The following is a 24042-nucleotide window of genomic DNA, read 5'->3' as shown; positions in this document are numbered from 1 at the left end:
CGGTCAGTCTAACGGCCAGGTGACCACGGACCCACGGAACTAGACTCGCCTGGTGCAGACCGTGCAGCAACCACCGACCCGCCGCAGCCGACGTGGTGGCCGCGGCGACCGGCGACGTCTGTCTTTCGTCGGCGTGCTCGGCGACCTCCTGGTGACCGCCGGCGTCGTCGTGCTGCTGTTCGTGGTCTGGCAGCTGTGGATCGGCGACGCCATCATCGGCGCGCAGTTCAAAGACGAGGCCAGCAACCTCACCGACGAATGGGCCAACAGCGCCCCGGCCGCGCCCGCACCGTCGGTCACCCCGACGCCGGGAACGACGGGTCCCGCCACCGCAGAACCCCCGGTTCTGGATCAGCCCGGTGACGGCGAGGTGTTCGGTGTGCTCCGCGTACCGCGTCTGGGCGCGGACTGGCAGTTCAAGCTGGCCGGCGGGGTGAGCGCGTCGGTGACTCTCGACCCGATCGGTCTGGGGCACTACCCCGACACCTCCATGCCGGGTCAGGTCGGCAACTTCGCGATCGCCGGCCACCGCGGCAGCCACGGCGCACCGTTCGCCGATCTTCCGTCGCTGCGCGTCGGGGACGCGGTGGTCGTCGAGACCGAGGGCGGGTGGTACACCTACCGGTTCCGTAACCTCGAGTACGTTCGCCCCGACGGTGTGGAGGTGCTGCTGCCGTTCCCCCAGGCGCCGCAGATCGAGGCGACCGACCGCGTCATCACCATGACCACGTGCAGCCCTCGCTACGGTTTCTCGGAGCGCGCCATCGCCTACGGCGTCTTCGAGTCGTTCACCCCCCGCACCGACGCCGGCCCGCCGGTGTCACTGACCTCCGGAGCCGCCTGATGTACGGAGCCCTCTGGCGCGTTCTGCCCGGTCCTTGGTGGGTACGCCTGCTCATCGTCCTCGTGCTCGCGGCCGCCGTGCTGTACGGACTGTTCTTCTACGTCTTCCCCTGGGTGAGCGACATCGTCTATCCCCAGGAGGTCACGGTCGAGTGACCGACTGGCGCGTCGTCGTCGTCGACAACCGCGACAGCTTCGTCCACACTCTCGCCGGGTACGTCCGCGACCTCGGCGCCACCACCGTGATGATGTCGGCCGATGACCCCGCCCTGCTCGAGACGACGTCGGGTGCCGACGCGATCCTGGTCTCACCCGGACCCGGTCATCCCCTCGACGCCGGTCAGTCGGTGGCGGTGGTCCGCGCCGCGTACGACACCGGGGTTCCGCTGCTCGGGGTCTGTCTCGGGCACCAGGCGATCGCCGCGGCGTTCGGCGGACGGGTGGGGCACGCACCCGAGCTGCTGCACGGCATAACGAGTGTCATCCACCACGACCGCGAGGGCGTGTTCGCCGACCTGGCCGACGGGTTCGTCGCGACGCGGTACCACTCGCTCGCGGTCGACCCGTCGTCGGTGCCGGGCGAGCTCGAGGTCACCGCGCGCACGGACGGCGGCGTGATCATGGGTCTGCGGCACCGTACCGCTCCGATCGAAGGCGTCCAGTTCCACCCCGAGAGCGTGCTCACCGAGGGCGGCCACGCCCTGCTGGGTCGCTGGCTCGAGAACGCCGGCCTGCGGGGCGCCGCGCTGCGCGGCGCCCGACTTCACCCGCGGCGGCTCAGGAGCCCGAGCACGTCGTGAGCGTGATCTCGCTGTGCACCGGCACTTCGCCCGGGGCCAGCGACTGCGTCTTCACCGTCGCCGGCGACGAGGCACGGCATCCGGGGTCCTCGGTCACCTGAACGGTGAGCTGCTTCGCGTCGGACTCGAGCTCGCGCTTGGCCGCATCGACCGTGTAACCCGTGTAATCGACGATCACGATCTGACCGCTGGCCACGACGAGGTTCACCGTCGTGCCCTTCGCCACGTCGGAGCCCGAGGCGAGGCTCGAGGAGATGACGGTCCCCCCGGCCAGGGCGGGATCGGTCTGACGACGGATGGAGCCCACCGACAGACCGGCGGCTTCGAGAGCGGTGCGGGCCTCGGTCTCGGTGATGCCGTCGAGGGTCGGGACCTTGGCCGTATCGGGGCCCGTCGAGACGTAGAGCGTCACCAGCTGCCCCGCGGCGACGGACGTGTCGGCCTCGGGCGTCGAGCGCGTGACGTTGCCCGCGGCGATCGTCTCGCTGGACTCGTTCACGCGGCTCGTGGTCATCTGCTCGGCCTCGAGCGTCTCGACGGCGCGTTCGTACGACATGTCGACGACGTTGGGTACGGCGAGCGAGGTGGTGGGCACGTCGTCGGTCTGCTGGATCTGCATCACCCAGATGAGGACGGCGACCAGCAGCACCGCGAGGACGGTCACGCCGGCCCAGATCCACGCGACCGGGGGCCCGGCCTGCGTGCGCCGCATGGTGGTGTCGGTGCTCAGCTGACGCAGGGAGCGCGCGGTCTCGGCGGCCTGGCGCGGGTTCGGGCCGTAGAGCTCGTTCGACAGCGCCGACATCTGGCGCTTGGTTGGCGCCTTTCCGTCGACGGTCTCGTCGAGCGCTTCGCGGAAGCTGGCGGCATCTTGCGGACGCTGGAACGGATCCTTCGCCAGGGCGCGGAGCACGATGGCATCCAATGCCCGCGGGATGGTGTCGTTGATCTCGCTCGGCGGGAGCGGTGCCTCGCTCACGTGCTGATACGCGACGGCCACGGGGGTGTCGCCGCGGAACGGCGTGCGCCCGGCGAGCAGCTCGTACAAGACGACTCCGGCCGAATACAGGTCGGCGCGCGCGTCGACGGATTCGCCCTTCGCCTGCTCGGGGGAGAAGTACGCCGCGGTCCCCACGATCGCCGTGGTCTCGGCGACGGTCGACGAGGAGTCCGACACCGCGCGCGCGATGCCGAAGTCCATGACCTTCACGCGCCCGGCCTCGGTGATCATGACGTTGCCGGGCTTGATGTCGCGGTGCACGACGCCGGCCCGGTGAGAGTACTCCAGAGCCTCGAGGATGCCGTCGACGTACCGCAGAGCGTCGTCGGTGGGCACCGGCCCCTCGGCGATCACGTCTTTCAGCAGGCGCCCCTGGACGAGTTCCATCACGATGTACGGGACCGGGCGATCGTTGCCGTCGAGACCCGTCTCGACGTCTTCACCCGCGTCGAACACCCGCACGATCGTCGGGTGCGCCATGCGCGACGCGGCCTGGGCCTCGAGACGGAACCGCGTGCGGAACGCGGCGTCGCCGGCGAGGTCGGTGCGCAGGATCTTGATCGCCACCGTGCGGCCGAGCGTCTGATCGTATCCGCGGTAGACGCTGGCCATGCCGCCGCGACCGATGAGGTCGTCGACGCGATAGCGCCCGGACAGGACGCGCGTCTCAGTGGTCACGAAGGAACTCCTGGCGTGGGGGGATGACGGAGGTCAGGGCTTGGTGTTGCTGCCGTTGTTGCCGCCGTTACCCGTGATCGTGGGGCTCGGGGTATTGCCGCCGGTGATGCTCGCGGACGCTTCACCCGAGGGCCCGGCCGTACGATCCGTGCCCGAGCAGCTGACGGTGTAGGTCACCCGCAGGGTCTGACCCACGGAGTTGCTGACCTTCAGCGACGCGGTGCGCGCGTCGGGCTCGAACGACGCCGTGGACTGCCCATTGGTGTCGAACGTGCCGTTGACGGCGGTGAAGTTGTACGACGCGACCGATCCGGTGCCGGAGGGGCAGGTGTACTGCTGCCACGAGACCTGCACGTCGGCGCCGGCGGACACCGTCGACCCGGGGAGGGTCGGCGTACCGGGCGCGGTCAGCGGCGTCTCGTCGGCGTAGGTCGTGACGGTGATCGTCGTGCCCTCGTCGACGCGACCGGTCGGGTTGACGTCGTAGATGAGACCGACGTCGGCCGTGGTGGTCGCGGCGTTGCCGACGCGGCAGTCGGCCACGAGACCGTTGGACTCGAGGATGGCGCGCGCGTCATCGCAGGTCTTGCCGTTCAGGCCGAGAGACGCCACCTCGACACGCGTGGTGGTCGGGCTCGGGGTCGGCGAGAGGGTCGACGGCGCCGGTGCGGGCGTCGACGCCGACGGTGCGGCGCTGGTGGGCGCGGGCGCCGGGGCGTCTTGGTTCGACAGCAGGCCGACGACGGTGGCGCCGAGGATCAAGGCGAGCAAAGCGATGAGAGCGACGAGCGGCCACGTCCAGCGGCTCCGCGCCTTCTTCTGCGGCTGCACGTCTTCTTCGGTGTGCTCCTCGGTGAGGAGCGACGTCGCCGCCGCTCCCGCTCCGGCCGACGGCAGCAGACGCGTCGCGGCAGAGGTCTGCCCCGCGGTGAGCAGCTGCGTCGCGTCGTCGGCGACCGCGGCACCCGCGGCGATGGCCGGGACCGCTGCGGCAGCCGCGACGAGGTCGCCGCGGCGGAGGGCGGTGGCGGCGCGCGAGACCGCGGCCGAGGAGGCCGGTCGGTCATCGGGCTTCTTGGCGATCATCGCCATGACGAGGTTCTGCACCGGCACGGCCACCGTGGGCGGCAGGGGTGCGGGCTGCTCGTTGATCTGAGCCATGGCGATCGCGACCTGCGACTCGCCCGTGAAGGGGCGCTTACCGGCCAGGCATTCGTACGCGACGATGCCGAGCGAGTAGGTGTCGGTCGCGGGCGACGCGGGGTGACCCGAGGCCTGCTCGGGCGAGAGGTACTGCACCGTGCCCATGACCTGGCCGGTCGCGGTCAGCGGCACCTGGTCGGCGATGCGGGCGATGCCGAAGTCGGTGATCTTCACGCGCCCGTCGGGCGTGATCAGCAGGTTGCCCGGCTTGATGTCGCGGTGCACGAGGCCGGCGGCGTGCGCCGCCTGCAGGGCCGCGGCCGTCTGGGCGACGATGTCGAGCGTCTTGTCGGTCGACAGGGACCCCTCGCGCTCGAGGATGGTCGAGAGGGCCTCGCCGGGGACGAGCTCCATCACGAGGAAGGCGCTGCCGTCTTCTTCGCCGTAGTCGAAGACGCTCGCGATGCCCTCGTGGTTGACGAGGGCCGCGTGACGGGCCTCGGCGCGGAAGCGCTCGAGGAACCCGGGGTCGCCCATGTATTCGTCTTTGAGGATCTTGATGGCGACGGTACGTCCGATGACGTGGTCGTTGGCTTCCCAGACCTCGCCCATGCCGCCGATCGCGATCCGCGAATCGAGCTCGTACCGCCCGCCGAAGGTCACACCTTGTGTCGGTCTCATTTACCCAGCACCGCCTCCATGACCTTCTTCGCTATCGGGGCGGCGATCTCGTTGCCGCTCCCGCTCTGCCCCTGGCCTCCACCGTTTTCGACCACCACGGCGACGGCGACCTGGGGGTCGTCCGCCGGGGCGAAGCCGGTGAACCAGAGAGTGTAGGGACGGGAATCGTTCTCCGCGGTGCCGGTCTTACCCGCCACCTGAACCCCGTCTATTCTTGCATTCGATGCGGCGCCGTCCTGGACGTTCGCCGTCATCATGGTGACCATCTGCGCGGCGATGGTGCTCTCGAGGGCACGACCGAACTCGCTGCTGCTGCTCTCGTCTTTGACGGACAGGTTGGGCTCGATGACCCGGTCCACCATGCGCGGGTTCATCACGACACCGCCGTTGGCGATACCCGCCGAGACCATGGCCATCTGCAGGGGCGTCGCGCGCACATCGCCCTGGCCGAAGCCGCTGAGCGCGGTCTGCGGAGCGTTGGGCGACGAGGGGTAGGTGGATGCCGTGGACTCCAGCGGCATCGTGAACTGCGCGTTGAAGCCGTACTTCTCGGCCTCGGCGCGGATCGCGTCGTCACCCAGGTCGACCGCGAGCTCGGCGAACGGGATGTTGCAGCTCAGGCGCAGGGCGGTCGCGATCGTGACGGTGTCCCCACCGCCGCACGTTCCGCCACCCGCGTTGCTGACGACGTTGGTCGACTGCGGCAGCGTGTACGCGGCGAGGTTGGGGAAAGCGGAGTCGGGGGTGTAGCGACCGGATGCCAGGGCAGCCGAGGCCACGACCAGCTTGAACGTCGACCCCGGAGGGTTGAGGTTGCCGCCGATGGCGCGGTTGTCGAGGGGGCGCGACGAGTCGGCGACGAGCTGGTCGTACGCCGCGTTCACGGCGTCCGTGTCGTGCGAGGCGAGGACGTTCGTGTCGAACCCGGGCTTGGACACCATGGCGAGGATGCGGCCCGTCGACGGCTCGATCGCGACGACGGCGCCCTGCTGGTCGCCGAGGGCGTCCCACGCCGCCCTCTGCACGTTCGCGTCGAGAGAGAGCTCCACGTTCGAGCCGCGCGGGGCCTGGCCCGTGATCGCACGGTCGATGCGCGAGAAGAACTGGTTCGAGTCCGAGCCGCTCAGCACGCTGTTCTCGGCGGACTCGATCTGCGTCTTGGCGTCGAGCACGGGGTTCATGTAGCCGGTCACGGGGGCCCACATCTCGGCATCCGCGTACTGGCGCTGCCAGCTGTAGACGTCGTCGGACGGCACCGACGAGGCGATGGCCGTGCCGCTGGCGATGATCGATCCGCGCTGGATCTGGTACGAGTCGTACAGCGCACGCGTGTTGCCGGTGGTGTTGGTCAGGTCGTTCGCCTGCACGACCTGGATGACGCTGGTCGAGGCGAACAGGGCGATGAACATCGCGAGCATCACGATGCTGAGGCGTCGGAGTTCTTTGGTCACGGTGCCTCCTTCGAGATCGGGGCGCCGGGGCGCGGGGTCATCGGGGCCATCAGCCGATCACCACTCGCGGGCGGCTGCGGACGGCATCCGAGATGCGCAGGAGGAACGCGACGATGATCCAGTTGGCGATGAGCGAGGAGCCACCCGCCGCGAGGAACGGGGTGGTGAGGCCGGTGAGCGGGATGACGCGCGTCACGCCGCCGACCATGATGAACACCTGCAGGGCGATCGTGAACGAGAAGCCCGTGGCGAGCAGCTTGCCGAAGTCGTCCTGACCGGCGAGGCCCACGCGCACGCCGCGGCTGGCGAACACCATGTACAGCGCGAGGATCGCGAATAGGCCGACGAGACCCAGTTCTTCGCCGAGGCTGGGCACGATGTAGTCGCTCTGCGACAGTGGCGTGATGTAGGGCCGCCCCTGACCGAGGCCCGTACCGAACAGTCCTCCGTGCGACAGGCCGAAGATGCCCTGCACGAGCTGGTAGCTGCCGCCGTCGCGATTGACGACCTCGGGGTCGAACGCGTTCAGCCAGTTGGCGAAGCGCCCGTTCACGTACGGGAGGAACCGGGATGCCAGGAACGCACCGACGCCGACGAGCACGAGACCGATGAACACCCAGCTCGTCTTGCCCGTGGCGACGTAGAGCATGGCGACGAACATGCCGAAGATCAGCAGCCCCGTACCGAGGTCGCGCTGCAGGACGATGATGCCGAGCGAGACCAGCCAGATGATCAGCACGGGTCCGAGCTCGCGGGCGCGCGGCCAGGTCATGAAGAGGAAGCGCGTGCCGGTGGAGGTGAGGCTCTCGCGGGTGCGCACGAGGTAGCCGGCGAAGAAGATCGCGAGGCAGATCTTCGCCAGCTCGCCCGGCTGGAACGACACGAAGCCGAGCGAGACCCAGACATCGGCGTTCTGGTCGGTGCCCAGGCCCGGCACGAAGGGCAGCAGCAGCAGCAGGATGCCGACGAGACCGAAGAGATAGGTGTAGCGGAAGAGCACGCGGTAGTTGCGCACGAAGATCAGCACTGCCAGGGCGATGACCATCGCGATGACCGCCCAGGCGATCTGGCGGTTACCCGTGGCATCCCATCCGCTCGCCTCGTCGGCCAGGTCGATGCGGTAGATCATCGCGATGCCGAGGCCCGTGAGCACGGTCGCGATCGGCAGCACGAACGGGTCGGCGTCGCGGGCACGCAGGCGCAGGACGACGTGCATCACGAGGGCGAGGAACGCCGGAACGCCCGCCAGCAGGAGGAAGGCCGGGTCGACGGTACCGTTCACGCCCAGCTGCACGAGGGCGACGGCCGAACCGTAGACGGCGACGGCGAAGACCAGCAGGCCCAGCTCGCGGTTGCGCTGCGTGGCGGGGACTCGGATCTTCTTCAGCGCGCGCATGACGGCGGTGTCGGTCGAGACGGCCTCACCGCGGGTGAGCTTCTGATCGGTCATCCGCCGGCCTCCTCGGTCGGGCGCAGCCGGTCGACGATCAGCTCGGCATCGGAGAGCGATCGTGCCGAGATGGTGGCCTCGACGGTCTGCCGGTCGAAGTCGGACAGATCGGCCAGCACGATGTTGGTGTCTTCGTAGACGGTCGACAGCGAGACCGGGCCGATGGACTGCTGGATGCCGCGATAGATGACCACGGAGTTCTCATCGGCGCCGACGTAGTAGCGCGTCTGCGTCCAGTTGTACCCCGCGAACAGGGAGACGCCGATCCCCGCCAGCACGATGAGCAGGGCGGCGAGCCAGCCCAGTCGACGACGGCGGGCGCGGCGACGGTCTTCTTCGATGAGCTCCTCGAGGAACTCGGCGGCGGGTTCGAAGTGCGTGGGCTCGTTGGCCGCCTGACGGGCGGGGTGCAGCCACCCCGAGCGACCCGGACGCGCGGCGGGAACGACGACACCGCTCGGGTTCGAGGCGGATCCGACGATCGTCGGAGTGCCGATGAACACCGGGTGCTGTCCGCCGACGTCGACGAGCACGACCGTGACGTTGTCGGGTGCTCCGCCGTCGAGCGCCTGCTTCAGCAGGGCATCGGCGGTGCGCCCCGGCGGCAGGCCCAGGCCGAGGGTGCGCGCCGTGTGCGGGTCGTCGACGACGCCCGACAGGCCGTCGGAGCACAGCAGCCACCGGTCGCCGTCCTGCGTCGGCATGATGAACGTGTCGACCTCGGGATCGGGGTCCATGTCGCCGAGAACGCGCATGAGCACCGACCGGCGCGGGTGGTACCGCGCCTCTTCGGGCGTGATGCGGCCCGAGTCGACGAGGCGCTGCACGAAGGTGTGGTCGGCGGTGATCTGGGTGAGGGTGTCGTCGCGGTAGAGGTAGATGCGCGAGTCGCCGATGTGCCCGATGACGGCGTAGGCGTCGACCATCACGAGCGCGCTGACGGTGGTTCCCATGCCGGCCAGCTCGGGTCGGCGGGCGACGGTGTCGATCAGCTCGGCGGCGGTGTCGGCCAGAGCGTCGCGGATCGCGTGCTCGGCCTCGGACGGCGTCGTGAAGGGCTGATCGAGGTCGGTGAGACGGTGGATCGCGAGGCTCGAGGCGACGTCACCGCCCGCGTGGCCGCCCATACCGTCGGCGACCACGAAGAGATTGGACCCGGCGTAGCCGGAGTCCTGGTTGTTGGAGCGCACCTTGCCCGTGTGGGAGATGGCGACGCTCGAGCCCTGGAAGACCATGGAGGAGGGTTACTTCCTCAACTCGAAGGTCGTGGCGCCCACCTTGATCGGTGCCCCGACCTTGACCTGGACCGGGGAGGCCACGCGCACACCGTCGTGGGAGGTGCCGTTCGTGGAGTCGAGGTCCTGCAGCATCCACTGCTCCCCCCACAGCACGAGACGTGCGTGGTGGCTGGAGGTGTAGTCGTCGCGCACGACGAGGCCCGATTCGCTCGAGCGGCCGATCGTGAGGGGCTCGGTGCCGAGGGGCAGCTCGAGGCCGGCCTTGGGACCGCTCGTGATGACGATGCGCGAGACGCTCGCGGTGGTGGCGAGGCCCGCGGCCGGTGCGGGGACCGGGGCCGCGGGGCGCTTGACCTGGGTGGTGACCGCGTCGGGCGAGGCGGTGGGCGCCGCGGCCGCCGGAGCCGCTGCGGCGACCGGCTCGGGGAGCTTGCGCACCTTCACGCCGAACAGGTCGGCGCGCAGCGAGTAGACCACTCCGAAGACGAAGAACCACAGCAGGACGAGGAACCCGCCCTGCAGCAGGAGGAGAGTCAACTGACTCATGAAAGGGGTCCCCGTTCCCGGACGTCGAAGATGCGCGTGGCGTCGGACGCCGAGGGGCGCCGCGGCGGCTGCGCCTGCGCCACCACTCGGAACACGATATTGGTCCGACCGATCGAGATCGTCGAATCGGGCGGCAGAGCGGCCTCGGTGACCTTGTGGCCGTTGAGCGTGGTGCCGTTGGTGGAACCGAGGTCGCGGACCATCGCGCGCTCGCCGTCCCAGAGGATCTCGACGTGCTTGCGGCTCGTGCCGGCGTCGGGGATGGTGATGTCGGCGTCGCTCCCGCGCCCGATGACCGTGCGGGCCGAGGAGAGCGGATGACGCTTGCCGTCGATGTCGACGACGCCGCGCCACGCCACCTGGCCCTCGGTGGTCTGCGAGTCGACGCGCAGGGTGCCGGTGGACAGCGACCCGTCGCGCTCGATCGAGATGGCGACGGGACCGGCGAAGGAGTACCCCTGCGTGCGCGCGTGCTTCTTGACCAGGGTGTCGAGCTCGGTGACCAGGGTCGACCCGAGCGCGCTCATCTTCTCGTCGTCGGCGGGAGAGAGGCGCACCGAGAACGAGTTGGGCGCCAGGATGCGGTCGCGGGTGACCACGACGGCCTTCTTGTCGAGCTCGCTGCGGAGGGCTGATGCGATCTCCACCGGCTGGATGCCGCTGCGGAAGGTCTTCGCGAACGCACCGTTGACGGCGCGTTCGAGACCCTTCTCGAAACTGTCGAGTAGTCCCACAAGACTCCTTCAGGCAGGCAGACCAGTAGGCACATCGTAGCCAGGGCTGCTGTGCAGGTCATGGACGCGCCTTCCGGGGCCTGCGTTTCGTCGTGCGGGCGCGACCGTGATATTCTCGGGAAGTTGGTCGCGTGGCATCCTCGATGCCGCGCACGCGCGAGTGGCGGAATAGGTAGACGCGCTGGCTTCAGGTGCCAGTGCCTTCACGGGCGTGGGGGTTCAAGTCCCCCCTCGCGCACACAACACAGAAGGCCCCGGGTTCATCCCGGGGCCTTTCTCGTTTCCGTGCGCGGGCCGGCCCATTCGACCCCGGCGCCACGCGACAGCGTGAAAATGCGGGAAACCCCGGTGCGAGGCATGACGATGGAGTCATGGTGGGGGAAACGCAGACGGTGCAGGAATCCGCGGGTACCGGGCAGGTGATCCAGGCGATGCGCTCGCCCGTCTTCACGGCGGTGGTGTTCCTCGCGACCGTCGTGCAGGTGTGTGCCGACCCGCTGGTCGCCCTGTGGACGGGCGCGGGGGAGTGGGGGCACCAGCTGCCGCCGGCCGTCGTCATCGGCCTCGCCGCCCTCGGTTGCCTCGCCCAGGCGCTCTGCGTCACACAAGCGGCCCACCGCCCCGTATCGGCCATGCTGGGGGCCCTGGCCTGCTACCTCGCGATCGCGCTGTGGTTGGGGGTTCCGACCTGGGCGTCTCCGATGCAGTTGGTCGTCGCGGTGGCGATGTTCGCCGTCGGCAGCGCGCGGTCGATTCCCGTCGCGGCGGCGTGGGCGGGGGCGAGCGTGCTCGTGGCCGTGGTGGGGCTGGGCCTCTGGGCCGCGGCCGCCGGAGCACCGACCGGCGCCGTCGTCGGCTTCGTCCTCACGGAGGGCACCGCCCTGGCATCCGTGTGCTTCGCCGGTGTGGCCCTGGGGATGCTGTGGGCGGTGCTCGAGCGGCGCACGCAGCGCGCCCGTCGGCGTGCGCTCGCCTTCAAGGCGCAGCAGGCCGAGGCGGTCGAGGCATCGCGCAACGCCGAGCGCGGTCGCATCGCCCAGGAACTGCACGACGTCGCCGGTCAGCACCTGGCGGGGCTCGTCTCGCTGTGCGACGCGTCGGTGGAACTCGCGCCCGAGCATCCGCAGCAGGCGCTGCACCTCATCGAAGAGGTGCGCGCCGAGGGACGCTATGCCGCCGCGAGCCTCTACGGCGCGCTCGGCGACCTGCGGGCCGTCGATTCCTCGGCCCAGACGCCCACGCCGGATCTGCGGAGCCTTTCCGTGCTCGTCGCGTTCTGGCGCGAGCGCGGCATGGACGTGCGGGTCACGACGACCGGGGATCTGCAGTCACCGCCCGTGGTCGTCTCGACCACCGCGTACCGGGCCATCTCGGAGGGGCTCTCGAACGCCGCCAAACACGCGGCGGGAGCTGCCGTCGACATCGGGGTGCACGTCGACGCCGACCGGCTGACCGCGACGGTCGCGAACGGACCGGCGAGACGGGTGAGGGCCGACGAGGACGACCTCGGACTCGGCTGGGGGTTGGATAGCCTGCGCCAGAAGCTCACTCTCGTCGACGGGTCCGTCGACGCGTCGGCAGACGACCAGGGGGGCTGGCACCTGGGGGTGGAGATCCCCTTCCCGAGGACGACGGAGGCGGAACGTGATTGACAGTGCACCCATCCGGGTTCTCATCGCCGACGACAACCGTCCCTTCCGACGCGGCGTGCGCCTGCGCCTCGAGCACGCCGACGGGATCTCGGTCGTCGGAGAGGCCGCCACCGGTCGTGACGCGCTGGCCGGGGCGCTCGCCGCGCACGCCGACGTGGTGCTGATGGACCTCGAGATGCCCGAGATGAACGGCATCGACGCGACGCGCGCCGTCGTGGAGGAGTCGGGGGGCTCCACCCGCGTGATCGTGCTCACCAGCCATGGCGAGGACCGCCTGGTGATGCGGGCTCTGCGCAACGGAGCGGCGGGCTACCTGCTCAAGACGCACGACAGCGCCCAGCTCATCGACGCCATCCACGCCGCGCACCGCGGTGACGCTCTCGTGTCGACGCACGTGACGGCCCCCCTGCTGCGCGACATCGCCGAGCGCCGGCTGAGCGCCGACGACCGGGCCAAGGTCGCGTCGCTCAGCGCGTCGGAGAGCCGCGTGGTGCGGCTGCTCAGCGAGGGAGTCACGTCGAACGAGCAGCTGGCGGCGCAGTTGGTGGTCTCGGTGAACACCGTGCGCACCCACATCCAGTCCTCGCTGCGCAAGGTCGACGTCTCGGATCGCACGCAGCTCGCGCTGTGGGGAGTGCGGGTGGGCTCCGAGCTCATCGCTCGTCCGGATGGACGAATCTGACCGTCGTCATCTGACGCCTTCGGTCGGGCCCGGAGCGTGGCTCGACCCCCGGGATTGCGCGCGTGACCGGCTCGAATCCCCCCGCGAAACACCCTCGATCCCGCCGTCGGCCCCTCCGCGGTGAGGAGCCGCTCCGCTCGCGCGAGAACACCATGGCTTCGCGCCGCGTCAGTCCGGCGTCTCAGGCGGCGTGGGCGGGGGCATGGACGCGATCTATCCGGTGTTCGCCCGCGCGGACCAGACCTTCTACGACCATCCCTCGCGACGCCCGCCGGCAGCGGACGACCGCCGATTCGTGGTCGACGCGACCGAGGGCTGGAGCCGCGTCGACGACGGGATCTGGACGTACCTCGAGCCGGCCGGGGTCGTGCTTCCCGAGCAGGGCTGGAAGATCCACCTCAGCAGCACGGCGGACACCGCCGACACCGTGCTGCGCGAGGTCGCCGCCCACTGCCTGCGCGCGGGGATCGCCTTCAAACACCTCTCGACCGAGGGCGTGCGGGCGTCGTCGAACGCGAAGGACGCCGGTCGTGAGGGCTCCGGCAAGTTCGTCACGATCTACCCGACGTCGATCGATCAGCTGCACCGGACGTTGACGCACCTCGGGCGGCGCACCGCGCGCCTCGCGGGACCGCACGTGCTCTCGGACCTGCGATGGCGGGAGGGGCCGGTGTTCGTGCGGTACGGGGGCTTCCACCGGATGTTCGTGGACGTCGAAGGAACCGCGGTGCCGGCGATCCGGCATCCGTCGGGGCACCTCGTCGCCGACGTGCGGCGGCCGGGATTCGACCCGCCGGCCTGGGCACCCGTTCCGCCGTTCCTGCGGGAGTTGATCGATGAGCTGCGTGACCGCCAGCCGCCCCCGGGCTTCCCCGAGATCACCGGGGTCGTGCAGTTCTCGAACGCCGGCGGCGTCTACACCGCGCGCGATCACGGGCGCGAGGTGATCGTGAAAGAGGCGCGCCCCCACGCCGGGGTGACCCCCGACGGTCTCAGCGCGGTGCAACGCGCGGATCGCGAAGCCCGGACGCTGCGGCGACTCCAGGGAACCGGCACCGCGACCCTGCTGCGCGAGTTCACCGTTCTCGAGCATCGCTACCTCGTTCTGGAACGCGCACGCGGCCTGCCGCTGCACCAGGCGGTCGTGGCCCGGCATCCGCTCGTGTCGGCCGAGGTCGACGCCGACGCCGTCGACACCTACCGGACCTGGGCCCTGGAGGTCGCGCGCCGTATCGAGCGGGCGCTGACCGCGGTGCACGCGGCGGGTCTCGCGCACGGCGACGTGCATCCGGGCAACTTCCTCGTCGACGACGACGACGAGGTCACCCTGATCGACTTCGAGATGGCGCGCCCCGCGGCCGACGACGTCCCCGCGGTGATCGGCGCGCCGGGCTTCGTCGCCTCCGACGGTCGCGGCGGGGTGGCGGCGGACGTCTTCGCGCTGCGGCGCGTGCAGCTCTTCTTGTTCGCGCCGATGACGCCCGTCTTCGACCTGCACGCGGGGAAAGAGGCCGAGGTGCGCGCCTGGGTGAGCGAGAGGTTCGAGCTGAGAGACGAGGACGAACGCGCGCTCGGGTTCGCCCGCGTCTCGCCCCCGGAGCGCGACGACCTCGCGGATCCCCTCGCCGCCGTCGCCCGCCAGCTGATCGCGGATGCCACGCGCGAACGCACCGATCGCCTCTGGCCGGGCGACCCGGCGCAGTTCGACGAGCCCCCGTACGCCCTCGCGCACGGAGCCCTCGGCCCCCTGATCGCGGTGCACGCGGCCGGGGAGCAGGCGCCGCTCTCGCTCGTGGAGTGGAGCGAACGCGCCGTCGAGGCGGCCCCCGCCCGCTCAGGACTGTTCGACGGGTTGGCGGGCGCCGCCGCGGCGCTGCAGGCACTCGGGCGGATTGACGCGGCCGACCGCGCCGTGGAGCGATGCCTCGACGCTCCGCTGCGGTGGGATGCCCCGGGGCTCTACGGGGGACCGGCGGGAACGGCGCTCGGTCTGCTTCGGCTGGCGGACCGGCACCCCGAGCTGGTCGGCCGGGCGCGCGGCATCCTGGACGAGATCGCCGATCGCGCGAACGGGTGGAGCGAGCGTTCGACCGACCCGGTCGCCACGGGGGCGGGCGGTCTGCTGCGCGGCCCCAGCGGGATCGCCCTGCTGGCGATGGCCCTCTTCGACCGCGACGGCGACCCGGCGCTGCTGCAGCTGGCCGATGCGGCGATCCGCGCCGACCTCGCACGGTGCACCGAGGCCGCCGACGGCTCGCTGCAGATGAACGAGGGATGGCGGCTCCTGCCGTACCTCGGCTCGGGATCGGCCGGCGTCGCCCTCGCCCTCGCCGCGCTCGTGGAGCGGGACCCCGCGCACCCGCTCACCGCCACTCTCACCGCCACTCTCGCGGCCCTCGAGCGCGCGAGTCTGCCCGAGTTCGTGCTGGAGTCGGGTCTGTTCCAGGGGCGCGCGGGTCTCATGCTCCTGCTGGCCCGAACGCCGACACCCGCGAAGAGCCGCGCGCTGCAGCGCCATCGGCGGCTGCTGCGTCTGCACGAGATCCCCCGCCCCGACGGCGTGGGGTATGCGGGTCGCGCCCTGCTGCGTCTGTCGTGCGACCTGGCCACCGGCTCGGCCGGCGTGCTGTGGATGCTCGCGAGTCTTCGTGACGGTCAGCGGCTGACGCTGCCGTTCCTCGACCTCCCCCCGGTCGACTCCGCCCGACAGCGGGCGCCGAGCCCCGGGGGGAGGTGACATCAATGGGATACCTGCTTTCTCTGCAGACGCTCGAGCGCGGTGAGACCGAGCGCAGCGAGGTCTTCGCCAGCTCCTGGAGCACGTCGATCTGCTACAGCAGCACGTCGACCGGCCTCTGCCGCTAGGCGGTGGCACTCGACCGGTGCGGGTGGGACCAGGGGGCGGGGGCTCCTGCCCGCACCGCCGTCCGATCCCCGGGGAGGAGGCTGGGCGGAAGCCGCCCCCAATTGCGGCATCCGCCCAGCATCGGTGTGCAGACCCGAACTGACACCGAGGGCGAGACGGGGAGCGCGAGCCCCACGCGAGCGCGAACGTCTCGCTTCTGCCGACGCTAATCGCCCCCGTCGCCGCAGATTCCGCGCCGACGGCGTGCTTTCTCGCGCCATACCTCGTCGGCCGCCGTGAACAAGCAGATAAGTGCCGCGGGGCCTCGACGAAGTCGCCGTGTTTTCTCGTCTGAAAAGACGACGGCTCCCCGGGACCGCCCCGTCAGACCGACCTCATCGACCCCGAACACCATGTTCGGCTCGAACGCAACCCACCCCCCGAGAATCGAACCTGGGAGCAAGCTGGATGAATCGAGGGACCCGCGAGAGCGGTCTTCGGTTCACACTCGCGAAAGGGACACATCATGGGATTCTTCGGATTTCTTCTTCTCGGCCTGCTGGCCGGCGCCATCGCCAAGCTGATCCTGCCCGGTAAGCAGGGCGGCGGCTGGCTCATCACGCTGCTTCTCGGCGTCGTGGGCGCGCTGCTCGGTGGTTTCCTGGGTGGCCTGATCTTCAACGCACCCCTGCAGGACTTCTTCTCGATCCAGACCTGGCTGCTGGCCATCGGCGGCTCGATCATCGTGCTGCTCATCTACGGCTTCATCACCAGCCGCCGCTCCGCGCGCTGAGGTGAAACGAAGGGCCCGGGGCGGTGGAACCGCGCCCCGGGCCCTTCTGCGTGCACGGGGATCCGCTTTACTGTCCGGATGCCGAACACCCGACGCCGCCCCTTCGTCATCGCGCTGGTGATCGGTGTGCTGCTGGCGGTGATCTGCGTGTGGCCGCAGGCCCTCGGCCTGCACCGGCTGCCCCTCGTGTCGAATGCGATCCCGTTCCGCGGCATCCTGGCCCTCGTTCTCGGTGCTCTCGCGCTCGTCGCCACCGTGGTGGCGGTGCTGCGGCGACGATGGAGCGTGACAGCGGCCCTCGCGATCGCGCTCGCCGCGGCGACGGTCGGTCACGGCGCCGTCCTGCTCGCGCGGGGCGGAGGCAGTGCGATCGCGGAGGGTGATCTGACCGTCGTCGCGTGGAACACCTACGGCGGCGGCGCGTCGCCCGAGAGCATCGCGCGGCTCGTGCGCGAGACGGGGGCCGACGTGGTGAGCCTGCCCGAGACCGATGCGATCGCGGCGGCCGCGGTGGTCGGCATCCTGGCTCGGGACGGTATCGAGATGATGCACGACACCGTCGTGTCGGAGCCGGGCGACGACCCCGTGCCGACCTCGATCCTGATCGCGACCTCGCTCGGCCCATACGAACGCGACGCGTCGGCGGGATCGACTCCCGGCGTACCGAGCGGCGTGTGGCGGCCGAGCGATGGCGACGGCCCCGTGCTGGTGGCCGCTCACCCCCTGCCCCCGTTGCCGCTGATAATGACCGAGTGGGTCGACGGGCTGGACTGGGTCGCGGCGCGGTGCGCGGATCCCGACGTCATCGTGGCGGGCGACCTGAACGCGACGCTGGACCACTTCTCGGGGCTGGGTCGCGACGGAGGGGTGATCGGCGGATGCCGCGACGCCGCCGCCGATCGGGGTGCCGCGGCCGTGGGCACCTGGCCGGTACGGTTGCCGGCCGCCCTCGCGGCGCCGATCGACCACGTGCTCACCGGTGGCGATTGGCAGGCGCGCGGATTCGCGGTCGTCACCGGTTTCGACGACGCCGGGAGCGACCACCGCCCGGTCGTGGCGACGGTGTCGCGTCGATGAGGGATCTTCCGCCGCGGGCTCGTCGACCCTAGGTTGGTCGGACGATCGATCACGGAGGGGACGTTCATGTCGGAGAAGCGCCGCGTCGAAGAGGCCTACGCCCGGGCCGAGCAGCAGGCGGAGCGAGCCGAACAGGCCAGCGCCACCGACGACTCGTCGATCGAGGTCGACGAGTCACTCGAGGAGTCGGAAGAGCCGAACTAGGGGGCGCGGCGAACGTCCGCGGCGGGCGACGGCGGGTTCTGGCCGCGGGAGGCGGGTGCGCGCTCCGGGGCGGGGGAGTCGGGTGCGCCGATCGCGGTGATCCGGCGATTGTGCGCGGCGATGGCGACCACGTAGGGCACCCAGATGAGGACGATGATCGCGCCGCCCGCGAAAAGGGCCGCCGCCCATGGCTCGGTCTCGACGAGCCGAGGCATCATGCCGACCCCGAAGACCGTCAGCCCGATTCCCACGGCGCGCGACGCGACGGCTCGACGGGGCGCCTTTCGCGGGTTCGCCCAGTACGACACACGCTCCCGCGGGTACGCACCCAGGGTCAGGTGGATCGACCACCACCACAGCGCGGCTCCGACGACCGCGAAGGCGGCCCACCACCATTCGCTCACCATGACTCCAGCCGAACACGGATGCCACGGGAGGTCAACGTCCCGGCCTACTCCAGGGTCGGCGGCAGGACGTAGACGATGTCGGCGCCGTCGCGCTCGTGCTCGACGAAACCGAGGCGGGCGAGAACGGCGTGCGAAGGATCGTCGTCGGCGGACACGCAGGCGTACAGCGGGCGCTCCGGTTCGCGCACGGTGAGCAGACGCAGCGCCTCGGTGGCGGCATCGTCGCCCGCGTGCGGCGACACCGCGAGCAGGATCTCGCGGTCGTCGTCGACGTCGAGTGCGGCGGCGACCCCCACGACCGCGGCGTCTTCGACGATGGCGTGCACACTCGCGCCGTCGCCGTCGACCCACCGGTCGAACGAGGCGCGGTCGTCGATCGACACCCGTGGCCACGTCGAGGGACTGTCGCGGAGCGCCGCGAAGGCGGCATCCCGATCCTCGTCACGAAGGTCGCGCAGCTCGATGTGGGGCATGGCGCCACGCTAGCGAAGGGCACTCCTCGCCCCGCCGGCCTTGCGCCGTCAGGCGAAGCCGTGCAGAGCGAGGAACGTCCAGGTGGCACCGTTCGCGTCGCGCGCCGACACCTGCCCGCGCAGGTGTCGGAACAGGGGGCCGCGGGTGTCCCCGTCGATGCTCGTCCAACCGTCGAGATTGCGGCGCAGCACCAGCTGGGTCTGGGCGAGTGCTCGTGCGAAGACGATATTGCGCGAACCGGCCACCACGTGGGCGTACAGGGCGAGCACGGCCGTCACGTACGACGGCGAGGTCTCCGCGTCGCGCATGGCGTCGACGTGCCGGACGGCGGTGTCCATGTCGGTGGCGGTGAGGCGGGGGAGGGCCACCCGCATCGCCCCCGCGATGGTGTGCGCGGCGTACTCCCGCATGTCGGTCCGCGCGCGGTCGGTCAGCTCCGAGACGCGGGTGTAACGGTTGGCGGCGACCTCCACGAGGCCGATGCGCTCGAGTTTCTGCAGGGCCTCGCGCACGGGGGTGCGGGAGATGCCCATGAGCTCCGCCAGTTCGACGTCGCGCAAACGGTCACCGGGCCGCAGGCGCCCGTCGACGATCGCCTCGCCGAGGGCGGAATACGCCTCCTCGACGAGCGCAGAAGCGCGTCTCCGGGTGTCCATCACGCGGATCATACGACTCCCGGTTATCACAGAACATCGCCATAACTACCTGATTCTTCGTTTTCTTGTCGCGCAGAGGCTCGCGCGACCGGTAATGTCATCACGTCACGCCTCGCGTGACATATCCGGGGGGATCCGTCGACGCCCGGGCTTTGAGCAATGCTCAGCCCGGGCGTCGTATGGGCTCCGGAGCGATTCCCTCTCGCGCACCGGCCGGTCTACCGCGCATGGGGACACCACCACCCCGGCGATCGACGCAACGTTTGTGTCACGGACCTGTGCGCCGGGCGATCCCGCCCGTTACCGTGGGGGCACAGTCCGGCGCGCACGGTGCCGGCTCAAGCGGAAAACGGCATGACGATGAGCACGCAGGGCACGGTCAAGTGGTTCAACTCGGAAAAGGGCTTCGGCTTCATCGCCCCCGATGACGGCGGTCAGGATGTCTTCGCGCACTACAGTGCGATCCAGTCGGGCGGCTACCGCTCGCTCGAAGAGAACCAGCGCGTCGAGTTCGAGGTCGCCCAGGGCCCCAAGGGCCTTCAGGCCGAGGACATCCGCGTCATCTGATCTTCTCGGGCACGTCCCGGATCGGCCTCGGCCGCGCACGCGTCACTCGACGGTCGTGCGCGCCCGGGGCCTTCACTGTTCGTGGCGCACGAGATCGACGCCCGCGGAGGCGAACTGCCGGATCGTGGCGTGCGGCAGGAACGCCCGCGTCAGTGCGGCACCGATGCGCGCGAGGTCGGCCTCGTCGCGGTAGAGCAGCGAGAGCGTCTCGTACCGCGGGTGGAACTTCTGCTTGAAGCGGTGCAGCGAGGCGAACCCGTACACGGGCTCCAGCATGCTCGCCATGCGCGCCTGCAGGTCGACGATGGCCCCGGCGTCGGCGGGGTACTCGTGCGCCAGCGGCGCGCCGGACAGCGACATCACGGCCGCCCCCTCCGTGGAGAACTGCTGCGCCGACGAGCCGATCAGGTACTCCATCACCGGACCGAACCCGCCTTCGCGTCGGCGCATGAGATCGAGCGTCCACCCGCGCACCGCCCCATCGCCGTAGATCGGCAGCCACGACAGGAAGCCGTCGACGTCGCCGTGCGGCGAGACGGCGAGGGCGATGCGGACCTCGGGGTCGGCCGCCTCGTGCAGGGTGCCGAGCGTGAACCCCATCTCGGGCAGGTCCTTCTCGTCGACCCAGCTCTCGGAGATGGCGCGCAGCTGTTGACGCACGCCCCAGGTCTCGTCGGCGAGGCGCGAGAGACGGAACGTCATCCCCTCGCGCTGTGCGCGGTTGAGCGAGGTACGCACGTCGCCCCAGGCCTTGCCGGTGAAGGCCAGGCCCGGCAGGTCGACGACGGTGTCGTCGGCCACCACGATGCTGCGCCAGTCCGAGGGCACCGCCGCACGCGTCGCGTCATCGGCGCTGAAGAAGCAGGGCGCGAGCCCGGCGGCCTCGGCGCTCTCGATGAACGCCCGCACGGTGGCGGCGCGCGTCTCGACCGGACCGAGCGGATCGGCCAAGGCGAGCGCCACGCCCGAGCGCCGCTGGTACGCGACGATCCCCCGGCCGAATCGTGCGTACGACATCCCCTCCCACGTGGTCATCCACGACAGGGTCCCGCCGCCCGAGGCCCGCAGCTCGGTCTTCACGTCTTCGACCGCGGGGGCGGGCGCGTCGCCGAGGGCCGCGCGCGGGCGGGCGCGGAAAGCGGCGCGCACGAGCACGAAATACGCCGCCGCCAGGATCCACAGCGTCGACGAGGCGAGGATGCTGGTGAGGTCGGCATCGAGGTCGGCTTCGAGCTCGGTCACGCCCACGAGCACGGCGAGGACCAGCGTGAGCAGGACGAGCACGAGGTTCAGGGCGCTGTAGGTCAGGAGCACGATCCACGCCCAGCGCCGGCCGCGGTGGAGAGCCAGGGCGACGACGAGCACGAGCACGGTGTTGACGGCGACGTCGAGCCACGAGCCGTCGGCGGGGCCCGACGAGCCGAACGGGCCCGTCATGGGAGCGACGTAGCCGATGATCTCCATCGCCCCGAGGGTGCACACCAGGGCGAACGCGACCAGTCGCTGCTCTCGCACACTCACGCGTTGCGGGCGCAGGGAGCGGTCGACGCCCAGCACCAGCGCGGCGGCGAACACGTGCTGCAGATCGGACAACGTTCCCCAGTACAGGAACGTCACCGACAGGACGGCGATCAGCGTCGTGCCGGCCCGCAGGCGCCAGGGTGAGGGCAGAACCCCGACGGCGGCCGCGAGGCAGGCGACGATGCCGCCGGAGGGTCCCACGCCGAGGGCCATCGCCTGCTCCTGGGCCCACGCCCACGGGAGCAGGGCGGCTCCCCACAGGAACGCGGCCGCGGCGAGAACGGAGAAGAGCTGGCCGGTGCCGAAGTAGGCCAGTGCCACGCGACTGCCCCGACGGAACTCCAGCAGCGCCATGCCGGCCAGACCCGGAACGACGAGCGCGTAGACCCAGGGGGCGCCGACGAAGAACGAGCCGGTGAGCGGCGTCCACCAGCGGCCCGCCTCGAGCGCCGGCAGGCCATAGGCCACGCTCGGGAACAGGGGAGACGCGGTGAACGGCTGCCACAGTGCACCCACCGCGACGCCGACGAGGATCAGGATGCCGACGAGTGCGAGCGTGGCCGGGATGCGGCGCGCGACCGCGCTCACGCGGCGGGTCGTGGTGTTCTCCCTCATGCCGCTAAAGATAGGGCACGGCCGCTCTCGGCCTCTCGCTCAGAGCTCGGCCGAGGATACGGCGTGCCAGGCGGCGCGCGCGTTGGCCAGGGCGACGACCGCGTCGGTGGCCGCCCGGGCCGCTGCCAACTCGCGACGCGCGGTCTCGAGGCGCAACCGGGCGTCGATGGCCAGGACGCCCTCGCGCGCGTCGGCCGCGGCGAGGGCGGCACGCGCGCACGCGAGGGTGCCGGGCAGGGCCGTGCGGGCGACCTCGAGCCGATGCCGGGTGCTCGGCGCCTCGCGGAGGGCATCGTCGCGCACCTCGCGCACCCGCGCCACGGTTTCGACGGCGGTGCGCGGGCGACGGAGAGCGTGGGCGGCCGCATCGTCGAGGTCGCGGACCGCGGAGCGCAGACGCGCCTGCGCCCCGGGCGCGCAGGCGTCGGCACGGGCGGTCGCGAGCTCGATCGCCGCGCCCAGTTCGGCGCGGGCCGCAGCCAGCTCGGCGGTGACGTTGTCGGCAGCCTGCAGGGCGATGCGGTGGGAGTCCTCCACGGCACGCAGGTGGCGTCCGGCCCGGCGGGTGGCGTCTGTCGAGCGGTGCAGGTGCACCATCACGGTCGCGACATCGGCGTCGCGTGCCGCAGCGCGGTCGATCTCGGCGTCGGCCTCGATCAGCGCGGCATGGCCGGCCTGCGCCGAGAGGGCGGCGTCGCGCCAATCGTCGGCGTCGAAGCGGTCGCCCAGTGCCGCGAGCAGCGGGGCCGGGTCGCCCGCCGAGGTGACGGCCTCGTCGCGGCGCCGACGTGCGGCTGCGACGAGCGCGGCCGGGGTGCGCTGAGCCATCGACCAGGCGGCGAGCTGCGCGCGTGTCGCCTCGACGCGGGCGAGCTGCGACACGAGCCCGGCGCGCAGCCGCTCGGCCTCGACACGTCGTCGCGCAGGGACGACCGCGCCCCGTCGCAGCGATGAGACGTCGGAGAACCCGCGGTCGCGAGCGCGTTGGGCGGCGGTGTACGCCCGACGCAGATCTGCCGGGGCATCGCCCGCGGGCAGGGCGTCGGCCGCTTCGAAGGCGATGTCGAGGGAGTCCACCGCGTCGTCGAGGTCGAGCAGGGCGGCTTCGGCGGCGATGACGGCCTCGGCCGCCGCCGCCTGCGCACGCGGTGAGCGATGACGCACCCGGACGACCAGCACGACGATCGCCGCGACGAGCAGACCGCCGGTGAGCGCGATCGCCGCGGGGATCGCCCAGGCGACGTCAGTCACGGTCGGCGGGGGCGTCGTCGACGAGCAGCAGGGCCCGCAACTGGTCGACGTCGTCGACGGCGGCCTGCGCGCCCTCGGACTCGTGCGGCCAGCTGAACCCCCAGCGCACGAAGATCACGGGCACCTCGGCATCCCGACCGCCCTCGACGTCGTGGTGACGATCGCCGATCAGCACGGGGCGCGAGACGTCGACACCCTGCGCCTCCAGTCGCCGCAGGGCCTCGCGGACGATGTCGGACTTCGTGCTCAGGGTGCGTTCGTCGAGCGACGCCCCGACCACGGCCTCGAGGTCGGGGGCGAGACCGAAGTGGTCCATCAGGGCCACGACCTGCACCTCGGGCTTCGAGCTGGCCGTCGACTGCGGCACACCGGCGGCGTGCAGGTCGTGCACGATCTCACCGACGCCGGGATACAGCCGCGCGCTGACGGTGTAGCCCTCGCTGCGATTGAGGCCGCGATAGAACGTGACGGCCTCGGTGGCTTGCTCGGGCGTCATCCCGACGTTCACCTGGAAGGACTCGAACATGGGCGGCCCGATCCAGTGCGACAGTTCTCCCCGCGTCGGCGGAGTGCGTCCGAAATGCTCGAGGGTGATCGTCAGGCGACGGAGGATCCCCTCGGACGCGTCGACGAGAGTGCCGTCGACGTCCCACAGGACACACGAGAAGGGGGAGCGTACGGGCATGCTCCCACGCTACCGGCGCGGCATCGGCCCGGCTCGCTCCCCACGCGTG

General features: G+C 71.0%; 24 protein-coding genes and 1 tRNA gene. 12 read left to right on the top strand and 13 right to left on the bottom strand.

Annotation, left to right across the window (positions count from 1 at the left end; genetic code table 11):
• Window positions 1-52: 52 nt before the first annotated feature.
• From ASG45_RS01430 to ASG45_RS01425, 3 genes are read left to right on the top strand one after another with little or no spacing between them, the layout of a single operon-like run.
• Window positions 53-844 (top strand): class E sortase, encoded by a 792-nt coding sequence (locus ASG45_RS01430; protein ID WP_055832304.1) that lies wholly within the window; start codon window positions 53-55, stop codon window positions 842-844.
• Window positions 844-999 (top strand): DUF4175 domain-containing protein, encoded by a 156-nt coding sequence (locus ASG45_RS16345; RefSeq protein WP_162239381.1) that lies wholly within the window; start codon window positions 844-846, stop codon window positions 997-999. Before ASG45_RS01430 ends, ASG45_RS16345 begins: the two co-directional genes overlap by 1 nt.
• Window positions 996-1643, top strand: a complete 648-nt coding sequence (locus ASG45_RS01425) for an anthranilate synthase component II (protein ID WP_055832302.1) — start codon at window positions 996-998, stop codon at window positions 1641-1643. Before ASG45_RS16345 ends, ASG45_RS01425 begins: the two co-directional genes overlap by 4 nt.
• On the opposite strand, the gene pknB is transcribed toward ASG45_RS01425, so the two are convergent.
• Genes pknB through ASG45_RS01390 form a run of 7 tightly spaced genes read right to left on the bottom strand, consistent with a single transcriptional unit; the run spans window position 1621 to window position 10564 of the window.
• Window positions 1621-3321: a Stk1 family PASTA domain-containing Ser/Thr kinase gene (gene pknB / locus ASG45_RS01420; RefSeq protein WP_055832300.1), complete on the bottom strand. Its 1701-nt coding sequence runs from the start codon at window positions 3319-3321 to the stop codon at window positions 1621-1623. The genes ASG45_RS01425 and pknB overlap by 23 nt on opposite strands.
• Before the next feature lie 33 nt (window positions 3322-3354).
• Entirely contained in the window at window positions 3355-5145 is a 1791-nt protein-coding gene (locus tag ASG45_RS01415) for a serine/threonine protein kinase (protein ID WP_055832298.1), read from the bottom strand.
• Window positions 5142-6596 carry a peptidoglycan D,D-transpeptidase FtsI family protein gene (locus ASG45_RS01410; protein WP_055832295.1) on the bottom strand — a complete coding sequence of 485 codons (1455 nt, stop codon included), beginning with the start codon at window positions 6594-6596 and terminating at the stop codon, window positions 5142-5144. Before ASG45_RS01410 ends, ASG45_RS01415 begins: the two co-directional genes overlap by 4 nt.
• 49 nt (window positions 6597-6645) lie before the next feature.
• Window positions 6646-8046 (bottom strand): FtsW/RodA/SpoVE family cell cycle protein, encoded by a 1401-nt coding sequence (locus tag ASG45_RS01405; protein ID WP_055832293.1) that lies wholly within the window; start codon window positions 8044-8046, stop codon window positions 6646-6648.
• The gene (locus ASG45_RS01400) at window positions 8043-9281 is read right to left on the bottom strand and encodes a PP2C family protein-serine/threonine phosphatase (protein WP_055832291.1); all 1239 of its coding nucleotides are present in this window, start codon (window positions 9279-9281) and stop codon (window positions 8043-8045) included. Before ASG45_RS01400 ends, ASG45_RS01405 begins: the two co-directional genes overlap by 4 nt.
• A 9-nt stretch (window positions 9282-9290) precedes the next feature.
• Window positions 9291-9830 (bottom strand): FHA domain-containing protein FhaB/FipA, encoded by a 540-nt coding sequence (locus ASG45_RS01395; protein WP_055832289.1) that lies wholly within the window; start codon window positions 9828-9830, stop codon window positions 9291-9293.
• Entirely contained in the window at window positions 9827-10564 is a 738-nt protein-coding gene (locus ASG45_RS01390) for an FhaA domain-containing protein (RefSeq protein ID WP_055832287.1), read from the bottom strand. The genes ASG45_RS01395 and ASG45_RS01390 overlap by 4 nt, the downstream gene beginning before the upstream one ends.
• A gap of 154 nt (window positions 10565-10718) precedes the next feature.
• Between ASG45_RS01390 and ASG45_RS01385 the strand changes: the two genes are divergently transcribed.
• From ASG45_RS01385 to ASG45_RS16430, 8 genes are all read left to right on the top strand, one after another.
• Window positions 10719-10802, top strand: a tRNA-Leu gene (locus ASG45_RS01385).
• 133 nt (window positions 10803-10935) lie between these two features.
• Entirely contained in the window at window positions 10936-12216 is a 1281-nt protein-coding gene (locus ASG45_RS01380) for a sensor histidine kinase (RefSeq protein ID WP_055832285.1), read from the top strand.
• Window positions 12209-12898: a response regulator gene (locus ASG45_RS01375; protein WP_055832283.1), complete on the top strand. Its 690-nt coding sequence runs from the start codon at window positions 12209-12211 to the stop codon at window positions 12896-12898. Before ASG45_RS01380 ends, ASG45_RS01375 begins: the two co-directional genes overlap by 8 nt.
• Before the next feature lie 202 nt (window positions 12899-13100).
• Entirely contained in the window at window positions 13101-15635 is a 2535-nt protein-coding gene (gene lanKC, locus ASG45_RS01370; RefSeq protein WP_055832280.1) for a class III lanthionine synthetase LanKC, read from the top strand.
• Window positions 15636-15640: 5 nt separating this feature from the next.
• On the top strand, window positions 15641-15763 hold the full coding sequence (locus ASG45_RS16690) for a hypothetical protein (protein ID WP_268772704.1): 123 nt from the start codon (window positions 15641-15643) through the stop codon (window positions 15761-15763).
• Between the two features lie 506 nt (window positions 15764-16269).
• Complete coding sequence (locus tag ASG45_RS01365; RefSeq protein ID WP_055832279.1) at window positions 16270-16536, top strand: GlsB/YeaQ/YmgE family stress response membrane protein; 267 nt, start codon at window positions 16270-16272, stop codon at window positions 16534-16536.
• A 78-nt stretch (window positions 16537-16614) separates the two neighbouring features.
• Window positions 16615-17613, top strand: coding sequence for an endonuclease/exonuclease/phosphatase family protein (locus tag ASG45_RS01360; protein WP_055832277.1), 999 nt, complete (start codon window positions 16615-16617; stop codon window positions 17611-17613).
• 66 nt (window positions 17614-17679) lie between these two features.
• Window positions 17680-17817 carry a hypothetical protein gene (locus ASG45_RS16430; protein WP_181015909.1) on the top strand — a complete coding sequence of 46 codons (138 nt, stop codon included), beginning with the start codon at window positions 17680-17682 and terminating at the stop codon, window positions 17815-17817.
• Here ASG45_RS16430 and ASG45_RS01355 read toward each other — a convergent pair.
• From ASG45_RS01355 to ASG45_RS01345, 3 genes are read right to left on the bottom strand one after another with little or no spacing between them, the layout of a single operon-like run.
• Window positions 17814-18224: a hypothetical protein gene (locus tag ASG45_RS01355; RefSeq protein ID WP_055832275.1), complete on the bottom strand. Its 411-nt coding sequence runs from the start codon at window positions 18222-18224 to the stop codon at window positions 17814-17816. The two genes, ASG45_RS16430 and ASG45_RS01355, sit on opposite strands and share 4 nt — an antisense overlap.
• Window positions 18225-18268: 44 nt before the next feature.
• Window positions 18269-18697: a GNAT family N-acetyltransferase gene (locus ASG45_RS01350; RefSeq protein WP_055832273.1), complete on the bottom strand. Its 429-nt coding sequence runs from the start codon at window positions 18695-18697 to the stop codon at window positions 18269-18271.
• Window positions 18698-18745: 48 nt separating this feature from the next.
• Complete coding sequence (locus ASG45_RS01345) at window positions 18746-19354, bottom strand: GntR family transcriptional regulator (RefSeq protein ID WP_235561538.1); 609 nt, start codon at window positions 19352-19354, stop codon at window positions 18746-18748.
• Between the two features lie 360 nt (window positions 19355-19714).
• Between ASG45_RS01345 and ASG45_RS01340 the strand changes: the two genes are divergently transcribed.
• Window positions 19715-19921, top strand: a complete 207-nt coding sequence (locus ASG45_RS01340) for a cold-shock protein (protein WP_055833134.1) — start codon at window positions 19715-19717, stop codon at window positions 19919-19921.
• Between the two features lie 72 nt (window positions 19922-19993).
• On the opposite strand, the gene ASG45_RS01335 is transcribed toward ASG45_RS01340, so the two are convergent.
• Genes ASG45_RS01335 through ASG45_RS01325 form a run of 3 tightly spaced genes read right to left on the bottom strand, consistent with a single transcriptional unit; the run spans window position 19994 to window position 23993 of the window.
• Window positions 19994-22057: a bifunctional lysylphosphatidylglycerol flippase/synthetase MprF gene (locus ASG45_RS01335; protein WP_055832270.1), complete on the bottom strand. Its 2064-nt coding sequence runs from the start codon at window positions 22055-22057 to the stop codon at window positions 19994-19996.
• Between the two features lie 39 nt (window positions 22058-22096).
• On the bottom strand, window positions 22097-23308 hold the full coding sequence (locus ASG45_RS01330; RefSeq protein ID WP_055832268.1) for a hypothetical protein: 1212 nt from the start codon (window positions 23306-23308) through the stop codon (window positions 22097-22099).
• Window positions 23301-23993, bottom strand: a complete 693-nt coding sequence (locus tag ASG45_RS01325; protein WP_055832266.1) for an HAD hydrolase-like protein — start codon at window positions 23991-23993, stop codon at window positions 23301-23303. The genes ASG45_RS01330 and ASG45_RS01325 overlap by 8 nt, the downstream gene beginning before the upstream one ends.
• Window positions 23994-24042: the final 49 nt, after the last annotated feature.

It is taken from the genome of Microbacterium sp. Leaf436, from assembly GCF_001424715.1.
Lineage (GTDB): Bacteria > Actinomycetota > Actinomycetes > Actinomycetales > Microbacteriaceae > Microbacterium.
The sequence above is the reverse complement of the archived record's forward strand: the minus strand, read 5'-3'. Positions and strand labels throughout refer to the sequence as shown.

Excerpts from the sequence above, each read along its gene's own strand:
- ASG45_RS16345 (WP_162239381.1), top strand. The coding sequence starts at position 844 with ATGTACGGAGCCCTCTGGCGCGTTCTGCCCGGTCCTTGGTGGGTACGC.
- ASG45_RS01415 (WP_055832298.1), bottom strand. The coding sequence starts at position 5,145 with ATGAGACCGACACAAGGTGTGACCTTCGGCGGGCGGTACGAGCTCGAT.
- ASG45_RS01405 (WP_055832293.1), bottom strand. The coding sequence starts at position 8,046 with ATGACCGATCAGAAGCTCACCCGCGGTGAGGCCGTCTCGACCGACACC.
- ASG45_RS01400 (WP_055832291.1), bottom strand. The coding sequence starts at position 9,281 with ATGGTCTTCCAGGGCTCGAGCGTCGCCATCTCCCACACGGGCAAGGTG.
- ASG45_RS01395 (WP_055832289.1), bottom strand. The coding sequence starts at position 9,830 with ATGAGTCAGTTGACTCTCCTCCTGCTGCAGGGCGGGTTCCTCGTCCTG.
- ASG45_RS01380 (WP_055832285.1), top strand. The coding sequence starts at position 10,936 with ATGGTGGGGGAAACGCAGACGGTGCAGGAATCCGCGGGTACCGGGCAG.
- lanKC (WP_055832280.1), top strand. The coding sequence starts at position 13,101 with ATGGACGCGATCTATCCGGTGTTCGCCCGCGCGGACCAGACCTTCTAC.
- ASG45_RS16690 (WP_268772704.1), top strand. The coding sequence starts at position 15,641 with ATGGGATACCTGCTTTCTCTGCAGACGCTCGAGCGCGGTGAGACCGAG.
- ASG45_RS01365 (WP_055832279.1), top strand. The coding sequence starts at position 16,270 with ATGGGATTCTTCGGATTTCTTCTTCTCGGCCTGCTGGCCGGCGCCATC.
- ASG45_RS01360 (WP_055832277.1), top strand. The coding sequence starts at position 16,615 with ATGCCGAACACCCGACGCCGCCCCTTCGTCATCGCGCTGGTGATCGGT.
- ASG45_RS16430 (WP_181015909.1), top strand. The coding sequence starts at position 17,680 with ATGTCGGAGAAGCGCCGCGTCGAAGAGGCCTACGCCCGGGCCGAGCAG.
- ASG45_RS01355 (WP_055832275.1), bottom strand. The coding sequence starts at position 18,224 with ATGGTGAGCGAATGGTGGTGGGCCGCCTTCGCGGTCGTCGGAGCCGCG.
- ASG45_RS01350 (WP_055832273.1), bottom strand. The coding sequence starts at position 18,697 with ATGCCCCACATCGAGCTGCGCGACCTTCGTGACGAGGATCGGGATGCC.
- ASG45_RS01345 (WP_235561538.1), bottom strand. The coding sequence starts at position 19,354 with ATGGACACCCGGAGACGCGCTTCTGCGCTCGTCGAGGAGGCGTATTCC.
- ASG45_RS01340 (WP_055833134.1), top strand. The coding sequence starts at position 19,715 with ATGAGCACGCAGGGCACGGTCAAGTGGTTCAACTCGGAAAAGGGCTTC.
- ASG45_RS01335 (WP_055832270.1), bottom strand. The coding sequence starts at position 22,057 with ATGAGGGAGAACACCACGACCCGCCGCGTGAGCGCGGTCGCGCGCCGC.
- ASG45_RS01325 (WP_055832266.1), bottom strand. The coding sequence starts at position 23,993 with ATGCCCGTACGCTCCCCCTTCTCGTGTGTCCTGTGGGACGTCGACGGC.